Below are 14,043 nucleotides of genomic sequence, written 5' to 3'. Positions count from 1 at the left end.
CCTACTCCACGGGCAGCGGCGTCAGCGCGACGGCCAGCGGATAGGCGCCGGTCGTCAGGGGTGCCTCGGTGGTGCCCGACGCGGTGTCGACCGGTACCAGCACGTTCCCGTCGGCCGTCGTGACGTACGCCGTACGGCCGTTCCAGTCCAGGCCCACGTCGAAGGCCGATCTGCCGACCTCGACGCTCGTGCCGGGGGCGCCGGTGACCGTGTCGACGGGCGTGACGGTGTCGCCGGTGCTGGGGCTGACCCACAGGGTGCGGCCGTCCGGGGAGAGGGCGAGACCGTAGGCCTGGCCGGTGACCAGCAGGGTGGGCTCGGTGTCGTTCGTGGCAGTGTCGATGGGGGTGACGGTCGAGCCGCCGGAGTTGGACACGTAGACCGTCCTCCCGTCGGGCGCTGCCACGACGTTGAAGGGGCGGGGGCCCACGGGGACGGCGGTTTCGGCCTTCCCGGTGGAGAGGTCGACCGGGGTGACGGTGTTGTCGTGGATGTTGGCCACGTAAAGGGCCCGGCCGTCGGGTGTGATCGCCATGTTCTCCGGCCCGGAACCGACCGGGACGGGGGTGCCCGCTTTCAACGTGGTGGTGTCGATCGGCTGGACGGTGCCGTCCGTGTAGTTGGCGACCCAGAGTGTGCCGCCGTCGGGCGTGAGCGCGAGGCCGGCGGGGACGCGGCCGACGGCGACCGTGGCGGTGACGGCGTTGTCGGCGACGTCGATGACGCTGACGGTGTTCGAGCCCTGGTTGGCGGCGTAGGCGGTACGGCCGTCGGCACTGACGGCCACCTCGCCGGGGTTGCTGCCGACGGCGATGTCGGTGCTCTTGCCGGAGGCGAGGTCGACAGAACTGACCGAGGCGCCACTGAAGTTGGCGGTGAGGGCTTTGAACGTGCCCGTTCCTTCGGTGACTTGTACCGGGATCGCGCGGTCGAGGACGCCGTCGCCCGAGACCACGACGGAGTGGACGCCCGGGGTGTCCGCGGTCAGTTCGACGGTGGCCGAGACGCTGCCCCCGGCCGGCACGGTCACCGTCCCCTCGGCGGGCGAGGCCGTGACTCCATCGGGCACGTCGAGCTTCCAGGTGACCGTCTTCACGGCGGTGGATCGCTCGTCGGACAGGGTGAGCGTCACGGCCTCGGAGGCGCCGGGCCTCAGGGAGAGCGAGGCGGGAGCGAAGGAGGCGTCGACGCCGGGATCGGGCGCGTTGTCCAGCATCGTCGTGTAGAGGAACTGGTCCATGACACCCGGCGAGACCTGCTGCGGGATGGCGTCCAGCTCCTTCCGCTCCGCCCTGAGCCTCTTCCAGTACGTGGTTACGGCATCCGTGTCGCCCCGCTTGTTGGCGAGCAACAGGTCCACGGCGGTCTCGCCCGCGGTGCCGTAACGGCCGAGTTTGTCGAGCCAGGCGGAGGTTTCCTCGAGGAAGCCCGGGTTGTCGAGGCCGGCGCGCAACTCGGCGGGGGCGGCGGCCATGTCGGCGAAGTAGGACGTCAGGCGCTCGGCCGCCCGGTCGAGTCCGCTGTCCTGCTCGTAGGCGGTACGGAAGTCGGCGATGAGCCGGGTGAGGGTAGGGGACTCGGTCGCGTCGAGCTGGGAGGAGTAGTTGTTCTCGGCGAAGACGCGCAGCCATTTCTCGTCCTCGGGCCCGGCGAGGTCGCGGACCGAGGCGAGGAAGGCGGCCCGGGGTTCGTAGGCGTCCGGGTTCCACAGATAGGCGGCCGAGGTGAACAGGGCGATCCGGCTGGCCTCACCCTGGACCATCGGGTTGGCGGTCACACCGGTCGCGGCGCTCGCCACACCGGGTTCGCGACCCGTGTAGGGGCCGAGCAGCAGACGGCTGGTGACGTAGTCGTTGACCGGGTAGTTGTCCCAGACCAGGATCGGGTGGCCGTACACCTCACGCGCCTGCGCCACCTGGCCGGCGGTGATGGTCGGCGCGATCACGCCGACGCCGGTCCACTCCACGACCACGGACGGGTCCAGCTTCTCGCGCAGCGCCTTCTTGTAGGGGGAGTCGGCGAGGTCGGAGTACTCGGTGGGGACCATCTCCAGCGGGTGCAGGTCGGCGTGCTCGGCAGTGAAGTCCTGCCAGACCCGGTTGAGCAGATGGGCCTGCGCGGCACCGGCCGCCCCGCCCCCGCTCCCGAACTCCTTCTCGTCCTCGGCGCAGTTCCACTTCGTGTAGCTGATGTCGTCCAGCGGGATCGCGAAGGAGCGGACGCCGATGGCGTACAGCGAGTCGAACTTGCGGGTGAGGGCCGCGATGTCGGCCTCGGAGGAGTAGCAGACGGACAGCCCGGGGGAGAGGGCGTAGGTGAAGCGGACGTGGTTGGCGTCGGCCCGGTCGACCAGCTCCTTCAACCGGTCCAGTGCGGCGGGCGGGTACGGCTCGCGCCAGCGGGCGCGCAGGTAGTCGTCGTCCTTGGGCGAGTAGACGTAGACGTTCTGCTTCGTACGCCCGTAGAAGTCCAGTTGGCTGAGCCGCTCGGCATGCGTCCAAGGGGTGCCGTAGAAGCCCTCGACGACTCCGCGCAGCGCGGCGGTCGGCCAGTCCCGGACGGTGACTTCGGGCAATCGGCCGTGCCGGGTGACCAGTTGGCGCAGGGTCTGGGCGGCGTAGAAGGTGCCGGTGGTGTCGACGCCGGAGAGGGCGAGGAGGGATCGGCCGTCCTTCCGGCCGGACGCCAGGACGTATCCGCCTGAGGCGAGGCCGTCGGGGGAGGAGACGCCCAGTCGCTTCAGTGCCTTCCCCGTGGCGCTGTTCTCGTCGGGGCCGCCGAGGTAGACGGTCAGCCCTGCGGCGGGAGGTCTGTCGCCGGCGTCGACGGTGGTGATCCGGTCGGCTCCGGCGTCGCGCAGGACGGCCTCCACGACGCGGCGGGCGGAGGGGTCGGTGCCGGGGCCGACGACTTCAACGACCCGGTCGGGGACGGTGAGTTGGCCGGGTTTCGTGTGCATGGTCCGGGGTGTCGGCCACACCTGCGGCACGGTCGGGCGGGGGTCCGCCGACGCTTGTCCTGTCGGGACCGTGAGCCCGACGGCCAGCAGCAGGGCGGTGGCCGTGCGTCTGAAGCGAGTGGATGAAAGCACGGTTCTCCTCCGGAGGCCGTGAGCGAAATGGGTGAATGCATCCACCGAGTGATGTTAGAGATGTTGAATGAACCATTCAATGGTCCGGTCGGTGTCGGCAACCCCGGCCCCGCACAGCGCACTTCCGCCTCGGCATCACCCCCGTCGACCGGACAGGCGGCCGCCGTGCCGGAGCGAAGCCCTCGCCCCCACGGTCGGCATCAGCGTCGCCCGCACCTCCCTGCTCCAGCCGCTTCAACGCACCGGCCGGCTCGCCGAGTCCCTCGGCGCCGACCTGAAGGCGAAGAAGGCCACCGACGCCAGAGCCCGCTTCGACAAGGACCTCGGGGTAGCTGGGAGAACGCCGAGCTGCCCGCCGTCAAGGCCGGCCAGACGGTGCCGTCACCAGCCCGTCAACAACAGGTGGTTGAGCAGCAACGCCAGCACCGCCTGCCCGACAAGCCACCCCCGCACTCCCGTCAGCCACGCACACGCCGGCAGCAGCCACATCACGAACGGCAGCCAGATCCGTTCCGTCTCCGCCTTGCTCATGCCGGACAGGTCGGCGACGAGCAGGGCGAGGAGAGCCGCGAGCACGAGGACACCGAGGCGGACGTCGGGGCGGGAGCGGCGGTGGGTGAGTTTCACGGCGGTTCGGCGTAGGGCCGCCACTGTCGCCGGGCCCACGATCAGCACCGTGCACGCCAGGTTCGCCCACACCCAGTAGCCGTACGGCCGTACCCCGCCCGCCCCTTGGTAGTAGCGGCGGACCAGCAGCCGGTACGCCTCCCACCAGTCGAAGCCGATGGCGGTGAACGTGACGGGGACGACCAGGAAGCCGGCCAGGACGAAGGGGAGCGGGCGCCATCGGTTCGAGCCCAGGAGGAGAACGGCGGCTGCGATCACCGCGAACAGGGTGAGGCCGTACGACAGGTACATGGTCAGGCCGAACAGCAGTCCCGAGGCGAGACCGGTCCACGCCGGCCGGCGTCCCGTCACCGCCAGCGCGAGGAACGCCACCGCCCACGCCGTGACCGCCGCGAAGTAGCCGTCGGCGGACGTGCCCACCCACACGGCGGCCGGGGCGAGGACCAGGAAGGGGGCCGCTCGGCGGGCGAGGGACTCGTCGGCGAGGGTGCGCACGGTGAGCAGGACCGCGACCGCTGCCGTCGTGCCGACGGTGATGCACCAGACTCCCGCCCAGCCCCCGCCGCCCAGGCCGATCCGGTCCAGGAGGACGAACGTGAGCGTGGCCGCCGGGGGATGCCCGGCGACATGGGCCGGCCAGTTGTCGGGTGTGTCGATCAGGATGTGGTCGTTGAAGCCCTGGAGGGTCGCGGTGATGTCCTGGAAACGGTGGATGACCCGGAGGTATTCGCTCCCGGTCGTCAACTGCTCGGCGATGCCCCGGTGCCAGCCGTCGACCAGGGCCAGGGACCACGTCCAGGCCATGCCGGCGCCCCAGGTGGCGAGGAGCAGCGTCCGCCAGGGCAGCCGGGCGGCGAGGGAAGGACCGTACGCCACCACGGCGATCGCGACGGCGAGCGCGGCCGGGGTGCCGGGGCCCACGTGCGGCTCCCAGGTCGCCAGCAGGGGCGGCCAGCCGACGCGGAGCGTGCCGTAGCGGTGCTGGATGACGGTGCCGATCACGATGGCGGCCGTCACGAGGAGCGCGGCGGCCAGGGCCGCGTACAGGTCACGTCTCAGATCGCGGTTCACGCGGAAACGCTAGGCCGCGGGGGCTCGTCCGGACGGCTGACAAGGGCGAACGTCAGAGTTTCGTCATGGTTCAAGGACCCGCCGCGGGGGTGGCGCGGGCCTACGGTCGGGGCATGGCACGCTCTCCCTTCTCGCCCGCGTTCTGGCGCAGTCCCCTGCGCGGCCCCTGGTTCACCTCCGTGCTCGGCGTCGTGCTGCTCGGCGGGATCACCGTGCTGTTCGTGACCGGGCTGCTGTCGTACGCGGCCTACAACCCGGACCTGTCGCGGGTGAACGACAAGACCCCGGACAAGGGGATCCTCGGCTTCTACCTCTTCTCCTGGCCGACCGACCCGCACTGGCTGTACCGGCTGAACCAAGGCGTCCACGTCACGCTCGGAATCGTGCTGATTCCCGTGCTGCTGGCCAAGTTGTGGTCGGTCGTGCCGAAGCTGTTCACGCTGCCGCCCGCGCGGTCGGTCGCGCACGCGCTGGAGCGGATCTCGCTGCTGCTGCTGGTGGGCGGCGCGCTGTTCGAGTTCGTCACCGGCGTGCTCAACGTCCAGCTCGACTACATCTTTCCCGGCTCCTTCTATCCGCTGCACTTCTACGGCGCCTGGGTGTTCTTCGCCGCGTTCGTCGTGCATGCCGTGCTGAAGACGCCGGCGGCCTTGCGCAATCTGCGTGAACTGAGGGAAGAGAAAAGCGAGTTGACGTCTCCTGAGCCCGCCGAGCCCACCGTGTCCCGGCGTGGCGCCCTCGGACTGGTCGGCGGCGGCTCGCTGCTGCTCTTCGTCACCACGGTCGGGCAGAACTTCGACGGGGCGCTGCGCAGGACCGCACTCCTCGCACCGCACGGCGGCGCCGAACCGGGCGGGGGACCGTCCGGCTTCCAGATCAACAAGACGGCCGCGTACGCGGGGATCAGGGCGGCGGAGACGAGCGAGGAGGCCTGGCGGCTGGTCGTCGAGGGGCGCACCGGAACCGTTCGGCTCAGCCGCGCCGATCTGCTTCAACTCCCGTTGCACAGTGCCGCGTTGCCCATCGCCTGCGTGGAGGGCTGGTCGACCTCCGACCAGTGGTGGCGCGGGGTACGGCTGCGGGATCTCGCCGCCCTCGTCGGGTACGACGATCCGCCCGACGTCTTCGTCGAGTCGCTGCAACGGCGTGGCGCCTTCCGGCGGGCCGCCCTGCGCGCCAACCAGGTCGCCGACCCGCGCTCCCTGCTCGCCCTGTTCGTCAACGGTGAGGATCTGACCCCTGATCACGGCCATCCGGCCCGGATCATCGTGCCGGCCGCACCCGGTGTGCTCAACACCAAATGGGTGGCCCGGATGACGTTCGGAAAGCTGTGAGAAGACCTATGACCAGACCTGTGAGGAGACCTGTGAGGAGACCTGTGAGGAAACCTGTGATGCGAGCCAGGATCCCCCTCGGCAGCCCCCTCCAACTGCTCCTTCTCATCTGCTCGTTCGCCCTCGCCGCATACGCGGGCGTCCGGCTGCTGGAGGGGGACTGGTTCGGGGTCGCGCTGTGGTTCGTGGGAGCCGCCCTGCTCCACGATCTGGTGCTGCTACCGGTGTACGGCACGCTCGACCGCGCGCTGGTCAGGGCGGCCGGCCCCCGCCGCGAGGGGGTCGGGTACGTCCGTGTGCCCGCCGCCCTTTCCGGGCTGCTCCTGCTCGTGTGGTTCCCGCTGATCAGCGGGCGGGTGGCGGGGCGCTACGCCGGTGTCACCGGTATGTCCACGGACGGTTATCTCACCCGCTGGCTGCTGCTGACGGCCGCGCTGTTCGGCGGTTCCGCCGTGCTGTTGGTGCTGCGGCTGCGCAGGGCGACGAAGGAACGTCCGCCGGCCGCCCACTGATCGACGGCACGCCAGTCCGCGCGGCCCGCGTGCCGCAGCAGGGCCGGCGTGCCGAGCCGGGCCCAGGGGAACGGCGTGCCGGCGGCACCTCGGGCGTCGGTGACGTGGACCTGGACGCGTTCGTCGAGGTCCACGTCCGGCACCGTCTCGGCGATCAACAGGCCGCCGGGCACGAGAAGTTGGGCCATCCGGTCGAGCAAGGCCCGCGGGTCGCCGCCGATGCCGAGGTTGCCGTCGATGAGGAGGGCGGTGCCCCAGCGGCCCTCGCCGGGGAGCGGGTCGAAGACGGAGCGGCGCAGCGCCTGGCCGCCGAGCCGCACGGTGCACGCCACGGCCGCCTCACTGACGTCGATGCCCAGGACCCGCCGCCCCTGCCTGCCCAGGGCCGCCACCAGCCGCCCCGGCCCACAGCCCACATCCAGCACCGCCCCCTCGCAACGCCGCAGCACCCCAAGGTCGGCCGCGTCGGCGTCCGCACACCACCGCTCCACCTCCAGCGGCAGCAGCCAGCCGTCGTCCCGACGCAGGAAGAGGGGACCCCGGCCGGTGCGCAGGGCATCGGAGTAGGGGTCGGCGGACCAGGGGCGGTCGTCGACGAGGACGCCCGGCCACGCCCGGTCGGTGTCGACCGGGGCGCCCGGCGTTGGCCCGCTCGGGTCCGTCGGGGCATCTGGCCACCGCTGGTTCGTGTCGGTCGGGGTGGCCGGCCACCGCCCGTCCGCGTCCGTCGGGGCACCCGGCCAACACCCATCCGTCTCCGTCGCGTCCCCCACCCGCTCGGGCCCGGGCCGCCGCTCGTCGGTGTCCGTCGCGGACCCCGGCCACCGCCCATCCGTCTCCGTCGCGACCCCCGTTCGGCGGTCCGCCGTCTCCGTGCCCGGCTGCCTCGGGATCCGCGGTGTCGTCGTCCGGATCGTGCTCATCGGCCCTCGGCCGTGGTGAGTCGGGACAGTCGTGCGGCGAAGCGGCCGCCGGGTGCCGCCTTGGCGACCAGGTCGGCGTCGTACGCCGTGTCCACGTCCCGCAGCTGTGGCAGGTCCCGTACCCGCAGTCCCGCGAGCCGGGCACGCTGTGCGGCACCCGTGTGGGGCGTCGACATCGGCACGCCCCGCAGCAGCGCGGGGTCCGGTTCGGCCAGGCCCAGCGCCCAGAAGCCGCCGTCCTCCGCGGGACCGAAGTACGCGTCGCAGTCCGCGAAGTCGACCGTGAGCAGCTCCGGGGTCACCTGGGGTGTGTCCATGCCGATGAGCAGGGCCGGGCCGTCGCAGCCCGCGAAGGCCGCGGCCAGCCGTTCGTCGAGGCCGCCCGCGCACTGCCGTACGACCTCGAAACCGGGCGGCAGCCAGGGGCCCGGCGTGCCCTCCAGGACCAGGACCCGGCGTCGCGCGGGCGTGCGCGCCACGGCGTCCAGGGTGTCCGCGAGGGCAGCCTCCGCGAGCGCGGCCGCCTCCTCCGGCGTGAACGGCGGTGTCAGCCGGGTCTTCACCCGCCCCGGGCGGGGCTCCTTGGCGATGACGAGGACCGTGGTCGACGGTGTCACGTACATACCTCCTTCTCCGCCAGCACGCGGCTCATGTCCCGTACCGCCTGCCAGGTGCCGCGCCAGGTGCCCGTCACCTTGGAGGCGCCGGCGCGCGGGCGGTACGGGACGTCGTGTTCGGTGATGCGCCAGCCGGCGTCGGCGGCGCGGACGACCATCTGCAGCGGATAGCCGCTGCGCCGGTCCGTGAGGCCGAGGGCGAGCAACGGCTCGCGCCGCACGGCGCGCAGCGGGCCGAGGTCGTGCAGCCGCAGGCCGGTGCGGCGGCGCAGCAGGCGGGAGAGGGCGAGGTTGCCCGTCCGGGCGTGCAGCGGCCAGGCACCGCGGGCCTGCGGGCGGCGCCGCCCGAGGACCAGGTCCGCCTCCCCGGCCCGGATCTCGCGCACGAACGGCACCAGGTCGGCCGGGTCGAGCGAGGCGTCGCAGTCGCAGAAGCAGACGACGTCGGCCGTGGCGGCGGTCAGCCCCGCGTGGCAGGCGGCGCCGAAACCGCGCCGCTCCTCACGCACGACGGTCGCGCCGAGGTCGTGGGCGATGCGGGCAGAGCCGTCCGTGGACCCGTTGTCCACGACGAGCGCCCGCCAGCCGGGCGGGATGCGCCCCAACACCCAGGGCAGCGCCTCGGCCTCGTCGAGACAGGGGAGTACGACGTCCACGGACGTGGGGCATGGAACGGGATCGGAAGAGGTCGTCACGGCTCTCACCCTACGAGCGCGAAACAGGCATAACGGACTTCGGCTCCTTACGAAACAAGGACGTCAGGGGTGGGGGGCCGCGCGCGGGCGCGGAGGGTGCGAGGCTGGCGGCATGGAGCAGCAGCAACAGCCGTACGCGCAGGCCGGGGCCCGGGTCCTCGTCGTGGACGACGACCCCACCGTCGCCGAGGTCGTCTCCGGGTACCTCGACCGGGCCGGATACGTCGTGGACCGCGCCGGGGACGGCCCCGACGCGCTCGCCCGGGCCGCCGCGCACTGGCCGGACCTCGTCGTCCTGGACCTGATGCTGCCGGGCATGGACGGCCTCGAGGTGTGCCGCCGGATGCGGGGGCGCGGACCCGTGCCGGTCATCATGCTCACCGCGCGCGGCGACGAGGACGACCGCATCCTCGGCCTGGAGGTCGGCGCCGACGACTACGTCACCAAGCCCTTCAGCCCCCGCGAACTGGTCCTGCGCGTGGAGTCCGTGCTGCGCCGCTCCCGTCCCGCCCAGCCGTCCGGCGTCCTGAGTGCGGCAGGGCTGAGCGTCGACCCGTCGGCCCGCCGAGCCGCCAAGCACGGCGCCGAACTCGCCCTCACCATCCGCGAGTTCGACCTCCTCGCCTTCCTTCTGCGCCACCCGGGCCGCGTGTTCAGCCGCGAGGACCTGATGCGCGAGGTGTGGGGCTGGGACTTCGGCGACCTGTCGACCGTGACCGTCCATGTCCGGCGGTTGCGGGGGAAGGTCGAGGACGATCCGGCCAGGCCCCGGCTGATCCAGACCGTGTGGGGCGTGGGCTACCGCTTCGACAGCACCCCCGAGGAGGCCTGACCGTGCGCGACACCCTCCTCATCGCCCTCTTCGCCTTCCTCGGCGCCGCCACGGCCGGCCTGCTCGGCGCGTGGGTGCTGCTCCTCATCCGGCGGCGCTCGGTCGTCGCGCACCTCGCCGTGGTCACCACCGTCGCCGTCACCGCGATGCTCGCGGGCACCCTCGCGGTCGCGCAGGCGATGTTCCTGTCCGCGCACGACCTGAAGGTCGTCACCATGGTCGTCGCCATGGCCGCCGTGGTCTCCCTGGCCACCGCGCTGCTGCTGGGCCGCTGGGTCGTCGCCCGCAGCCGGGCCCTCACGCTCGCCGCCCGCTCCTTCGGCGACGGCGGCGGCTTCACCTCGCCCGACGGCCCGGCGACCGCCGAACTGGCCGCGCTGAGCCGCGAGTTGGAGGCCACCAGCGCCAGGCTCGCCGAGTCCCGGGAACGCGAACGCGCCCTGGAGACCTCCCGGCGCGAACTCGTCGCCTGGATCTCGCACGACCTGCGCACCCCCCTCGCCGGGCTGCGCGCGATGTCCGAGGCCCTGGAGGACGGCGTCGCGGCCGACCCCCAGCGCTACCTGCGGCAGATCCGCACGGAGGTGGAGCGCCTCAACGACATGGTGGGCGACCTCTTCGAGCTCTCCCGCATCCACGCGGGGGCGCTGGCGCTGAGCCCGAGCCGGATATCCCTGTACGACCTCGTCGGCGACGCCCTCGCGGGCGCCGACCCGCTGGCGCGCGAGTACGGGGTACGGCTGGTCGGAAGCCGGGTCGAGCCCGTGCCGGTCGAGGTGGACGGCAAGGAGATGAGCCGGGTGCTGGGCAACCTGCTGGTCAACGCCATCCGCCGGACCCCGACCGACGGTACGGTCGCGATCGCCGCCGAGCGCTCGCCCGAGGGCATCGTCCTGTCCGTCACGGACGGCTGCGGCGGCATCCCCGAGGAGGACCTGCCCCGCGTCTTCGACACCGGCTGGCGCGGCACGCACGCCCGGACGCCTCCGGCGGGCGCGGGCCTGGGCCTCGCCATCGTCCGGGGCATCGTGGAAGCCCACCAGGGCCGGGCCACCGTACGCAACATCCCGGGCGGCTGCCGCTTCGAGGTGACGCTGCCGACGGCGGAGGTATGAGCGCGGGGGTACGGCACCCAGGGCGCCGTACCCCTCAGTCCCCCCGCAGCCCCGCCCGGGCGAACTCCCGCATCCCCTCCGCGAAGCCCACCTCCGCCTTCCACCCCAACTCCGCCCGCAGCCGCGCCGAGTCCGCCGTGATGTGCCGTACGTCCCCCAGCCGGTACTCCCCGGTGACGACCGGTTCGGGACCGCCGTACGCCGCCGCCAGCGCCCGGGCCATCTCGCCGACCGTGTGCGGCTCGCCGCTGCCGGTGTTGTACGCCGTGAGCGCGCCCGGACGCGAACTCGCCTCCAGCGCCGCCACGTTGGCCGCGGCCACGTCCCGTACGTGCACGAAGTCCCGCCGCTGGCGGCCGTCCTCGAAGACGCGCGGGGCCTCGCCGCGGGCCAGCGCCGAGCGGAAGAAGGAGGCGACGCCCGCGTAGGGGGTGTCGCGGGGCATGCCCGGCCCGTACACGTTGTGGTAGCGCAGCGACACCGCCGAGCCGTCCGTGGCCCGCGCCCACGCCGCCGCCAGGTGCTCCTGGGCGAGCTTGGTGGTCGCGTACACGTTGCGCGGATCGACCGGGGCGTCCTCCCCGACCAGCCCGGGCGCCAGTTCGGCCCCGCACTGCGGGCAGACCGGCTCGAAGCGCCCCGCGTCCAGGTCGGCGACGGCACGCGGTCCCGGCCGGACGGTCCCGTGCCGTGGGCAGTCGTACCTGCCCTCCCCGTACACCACCATCGACCCGGCCAGCACCAGCCGTCGTACGCCCGCGTCGGCCATGGCGGTCAGCAGCACGGCCGTACCGAGATCGTTGCGGGAGACGTACTCGGCCGCGTCGGAGAAGTCGACGCCCAGGCCGACCATCGCCGCCTGGTGGCAGACGGCGTCCACGCCGGTCAGGGCGTTGCGGACCGAATGGGGGCTCCGTACGTCCGCCGCCGGTTCGGCCCGGACGTCGTACACGACGGGCTCGTGCCCGTGGGCCCGGAGCGCCTCGACGACATGGGACCCGATGAATCCGGCACCGCCGGTGACCAGTACACGCATACGCTCACGCTAGAGCCGTGAGCAGCCCGGACGACCGGGCCGCGCCCCTCACGTCACGGCTTCGTAAGACTCGCGGGGCTCAGCGGCAGCGCCACCGTGAAGACCGTCGCCCCGGGCCGGCTGCTCACCTCGATCCTGCCGCAGTGCGCCCGGACCAGGGAGCTCGCGACCGCGAGACCCAGGCCGCTGCCGCCGCGGTCGCGGCTGCGGGCCTTGTCGACGCGGTAGAAGCGGTCGAAGACGCGGGCGCGGTCGGCGGGCGGGATGCCGGGGCCCGTGTCCGCCACCCGCACCAGGGCCCTGCCGGACTCGACGGAGACCGTCAGGGTCACCCGCGTGCCCGCCGGGGTGTGCACGGCCGCGTTGGTGAGCAGGTTGTCCAGGACCTGGCGGATGCGCTGCGGGTCCAGGCGCAGCTTCAGCGGCTCGGCACCGGCCCGCACCGTCAGCGGATGGTCCGGGTGGCCGGCGCGGAAGGCGTCGGCCGCGTCCTCGGCCAGCTCCACCAGATCCGCCTCCACCAGCCGCAGCGGGGCGTCCACCTCGGCCGCGTCCAGGCGGGCGAGCAGCAGCAGGTCGTCCAGCAGGACGCCCATCCGCGCGGCCTCGGCGCGCAGCCGGGCCAGGTGCTTGTCGCGCTCCTCGGGGGCGTTGGCGGCGGCGTACTGGAAGAGGTCCGCGTAGCCCCGTACGGACATCAGGGGCGTGCGCAGCTCGTGCGAGGCGTCCGCGACGAAGCGGCGCAGGCGCTGCTCGGCCTCCGCGCGCACGGCGAGGGAGTCGTCGATGTGCTCCAGCATCGTGTTGAACGCCGTGCGCAGCTCCTCCACCTCCGGGCCGCCGTCCCGGCCGTCCGCGCGCAGCGGCAGCCGGGCCGCCGACTCCGTCAGGTTGTGCGAGGTGATGCCATGGGCGGTGGAGGCCATGTCGCTGAGCGGCTTCAGACCGCGCCGCAGCATCTTCCGGCCGAAGATCACCAGCGCCAGCAGCGCGAGCACGAACGTGACGGCCTGGATCGTGATCAGCTGCGTGACGGTGTCGTCGATGCCGTCCATGGGCGCGGCGCTCACCAGGACCACCCCGGGTTCGACCTCGCAGGAGCGCAGCCGGTAGACGCCCTCGCCCTCGAGGTGCTCGGTGCGCAGGAGCTCCGAGTCCGAGCCCGCCTGGGCGCGGGCCAGAGAGGTGAATTCGTCGACGTCCTTCGGCACGTCACCGGCGTTCTCGGGCTTGCGGAGCATGGCTGCGCCGTCCGACACGTCGTACACGGCGTAGTACCAGCGGTAGTACCGCTTTCCCAGCGTGCCGCTGTCCGTGATGCTCTTGGACTGGGCGATCTGGGCGAGCCTCAACTGATCGTTGAGCTGGGCCGACAGGTAGTCCCGCATGTACGTCGTCAGAGCCGTGCCGACGACGGCGAACACGACCAGCGAAAGGGCGCCCAGGCCCAGTGCCAGCCGGGTGCCCAGGCGCATCCTGCGGTACGTCCGCCGAAGCCGGCCGATCACTCGGCGGCCTGCCGGATCACGTACCCGAAGCCCCGCACGGTCTGGATCAGCGGCTCCCTGTCGTCGGGCCCTTCCAGCTTGCGGCGCAGCCGGCTGACGACCAGCTCCACGACGTTCGAACGGCCGCCGAAGCCGTACTCCCACACGTGGTCCAGGATCTGCGCCTTGGTCAGCACGGTCGGCGACTTGCGCATCAGATAGCGCAGCACCTCGTACTCCGTGGGGGTGAGCGTGAGCAGCTTCTCGCCGCGCCGCACCTCACGGGTGTCCTCGTCCATCGTCAGGTCCGCCACCTGGAGTACCGACCGCTGGAAGCCGGGTCCGGCGCTGCGCCGCAGCACGGTCCGCAGCCGGGCCATCAGCTCCTCCACCGCGAACGGCTTGACCAGGTAGTCGTCACCGCCCCGGGTGAGCCCCGCCACCCGGTCGGCGACGGCGTCCCGGGCGGTGAGGAACACCACCGGCACCATCGTCCCCGAGCGGCGCAGCCGGTCCAGCACGCCGAAACCGTCGAGGTCTGGCAGCATCAGGTCGAGCACCACGATGTCCGGGTGGAACTCCGCGGCGCGGCTCAGCGCCTCCTCACCGGAGTTCGCCGTGACCGCGTCCCAGCCCTCATAGCGGGCGACCGTCGCCACGAGGTCGGCGATCGGCGGGTCGTCGTCCACGACGAGCAGTCGTA

The 14,043-nt window shown here is 72.6% G+C and carries 12 protein-coding genes; 4 read left to right on the top strand and 8 right to left on the bottom strand.

What is annotated here, in order from left to right:
- Nucleotide 1: 1 nt before the first annotated feature.
- Both ABT063_RS32925 and ABT063_RS32920 read right to left on the bottom strand, forming a co-directional pair.
- Nucleotides 2–3,091, bottom strand: coding sequence for a beta-N-acetylglucosaminidase domain-containing protein (locus ABT063_RS32925; RefSeq protein WP_502990927.1), 3,090 nt, complete (start codon nt 3,089–3,091; stop codon nt 2–4).
- Between the two features lie 381 nt (nt 3,092–3,472).
- Nucleotides 3,473–4,789 carry a hypothetical protein gene (locus ABT063_RS32920; protein WP_351063445.1) on the bottom strand — a complete coding sequence of 439 codons (1,317 nt, stop codon included), beginning with the start codon at nt 4,787–4,789 and terminating at the stop codon, nt 3,473–3,475.
- Between the two features lie 113 nt (nt 4,790–4,902).
- Between ABT063_RS32920 and ABT063_RS32915 the strand changes: the two genes are divergently transcribed.
- Both ABT063_RS32915 and ABT063_RS32910 read left to right on the top strand, forming a co-directional pair.
- Nucleotides 4,903–6,123 carry a molybdopterin-dependent oxidoreductase gene (locus tag ABT063_RS32915; RefSeq protein WP_351063443.1) on the top strand — a complete coding sequence of 407 codons (1,221 nt, stop codon included), beginning with the start codon at nt 4,903–4,905 and terminating at the stop codon, nt 6,121–6,123.
- A 59-nt stretch (nt 6,124–6,182) separates the two neighbouring features.
- The gene (locus ABT063_RS32910) at nt 6,183–6,635 is read left to right on the top strand and encodes a hypothetical protein (protein ID WP_351063441.1); all 453 of its coding nucleotides are present in this window, start codon (nt 6,183–6,185) and stop codon (nt 6,633–6,635) included.
- On the opposite strand, the gene ABT063_RS32905 is transcribed toward ABT063_RS32910, so the two are convergent.
- The 3 genes from ABT063_RS32905 to ABT063_RS32895 form a co-directional block, all read right to left on the bottom strand.
- Complete coding sequence (locus tag ABT063_RS32905) at nt 6,524–7,408, bottom strand: methyltransferase domain-containing protein (protein WP_502990929.1); 885 nt, start codon at nt 7,406–7,408, stop codon at nt 6,524–6,526. The two genes, ABT063_RS32910 and ABT063_RS32905, sit on opposite strands and share 112 nt — an antisense overlap.
- A 146-nt stretch (nt 7,409–7,554) precedes the next feature.
- The gene (locus tag ABT063_RS32900) at nt 7,555–8,181 is read right to left on the bottom strand and encodes a TIGR04282 family arsenosugar biosynthesis glycosyltransferase (RefSeq protein ID WP_502990926.1); all 627 of its coding nucleotides are present in this window, start codon (nt 8,179–8,181) and stop codon (nt 7,555–7,557) included.
- Complete coding sequence (locus ABT063_RS32895; RefSeq protein WP_351063436.1) at nt 8,172–8,879, bottom strand: glycosyltransferase family 2 protein; 708 nt, start codon at nt 8,877–8,879, stop codon at nt 8,172–8,174. The genes ABT063_RS32900 and ABT063_RS32895 overlap by 10 nt, the downstream gene beginning before the upstream one ends.
- Nucleotides 8,880–8,982: 103 nt before the next feature.
- Between ABT063_RS32895 and ABT063_RS32890 the strand changes: the two genes are divergently transcribed.
- Both ABT063_RS32890 and ABT063_RS32885 read left to right on the top strand, forming a co-directional pair.
- Nucleotides 8,983–9,702, top strand: coding sequence for a response regulator transcription factor (locus ABT063_RS32890; RefSeq protein WP_351063434.1), 720 nt, complete (start codon nt 8,983–8,985; stop codon nt 9,700–9,702).
- Nucleotides 9,703–9,704: 2 nt separating this feature from the next.
- Entirely contained in the window at nt 9,705–10,817 is a 1,113-nt protein-coding gene (locus ABT063_RS32885; protein WP_351063433.1) for a sensor histidine kinase, read from the top strand.
- Nucleotides 10,818–10,851: 34 nt separating this feature from the next.
- On the opposite strand, the gene ABT063_RS32880 is transcribed toward ABT063_RS32885, so the two are convergent.
- From ABT063_RS32880 to ABT063_RS32870, 3 genes are read right to left on the bottom strand one after another with little or no spacing between them, the layout of a single operon-like run.
- Nucleotides 10,852–11,853, bottom strand: a complete 1,002-nt coding sequence (locus ABT063_RS32880) for an NAD-dependent epimerase/dehydratase family protein (protein WP_351063431.1) — start codon at nt 11,851–11,853, stop codon at nt 10,852–10,854.
- A gap of 53 nt (nt 11,854–11,906) precedes the next feature.
- Entirely contained in the window at nt 11,907–13,361 is a 1,455-nt protein-coding gene (locus tag ABT063_RS32875; protein WP_351063429.1) for a sensor histidine kinase, read from the bottom strand.
- Complete coding sequence (locus ABT063_RS32870; protein WP_351063568.1) at nt 13,358–14,029, bottom strand: response regulator transcription factor; 672 nt, start codon at nt 14,027–14,029, stop codon at nt 13,358–13,360. The genes ABT063_RS32875 and ABT063_RS32870 overlap by 4 nt, the downstream gene beginning before the upstream one ends.
- Nucleotides 14,030–14,043: the final 14 nt, after the last annotated feature.

Source organism: Streptomyces sp. NPDC002838 (genome assembly GCF_040295365.1).
In the GTDB taxonomy this organism is placed as follows: Bacteria; Actinomycetota; Actinomycetes; order Streptomycetales; family Streptomycetaceae; genus Streptomyces.
The sequence above is the reverse complement of the archived record's forward strand: the minus strand, read 5'-3'. Positions and strand labels throughout refer to the sequence as shown.

Bases quoted from the DNA above. Each gene is read 5' to 3' on its own strand.
- ABT063_RS32915 (WP_351063443.1), top strand. From the start codon at position 4,903: ATGGCACGCTCTCCCTTCTCGCCCGCGTTCTGGCGCAGTCCCCTGCGC.
- ABT063_RS32910 (WP_351063441.1), top strand. From the start codon at position 6,183: ATGCGAGCCAGGATCCCCCTCGGCAGCCCCCTCCAACTGCTCCTTCTC.
- ABT063_RS32900 (WP_502990926.1), bottom strand. From the start codon at position 8,181: ATGTACGTGACACCGTCGACCACGGTCCTCGTCATCGCCAAGGAGCCC.
- ABT063_RS32890 (WP_351063434.1), top strand. From the start codon at position 8,983: ATGGAGCAGCAGCAACAGCCGTACGCGCAGGCCGGGGCCCGGGTCCTC.
- ABT063_RS32880 (WP_351063431.1), bottom strand. From the start codon at position 11,853: ATGCGTGTACTGGTCACCGGCGGTGCCGGATTCATCGGGTCCCATGTC.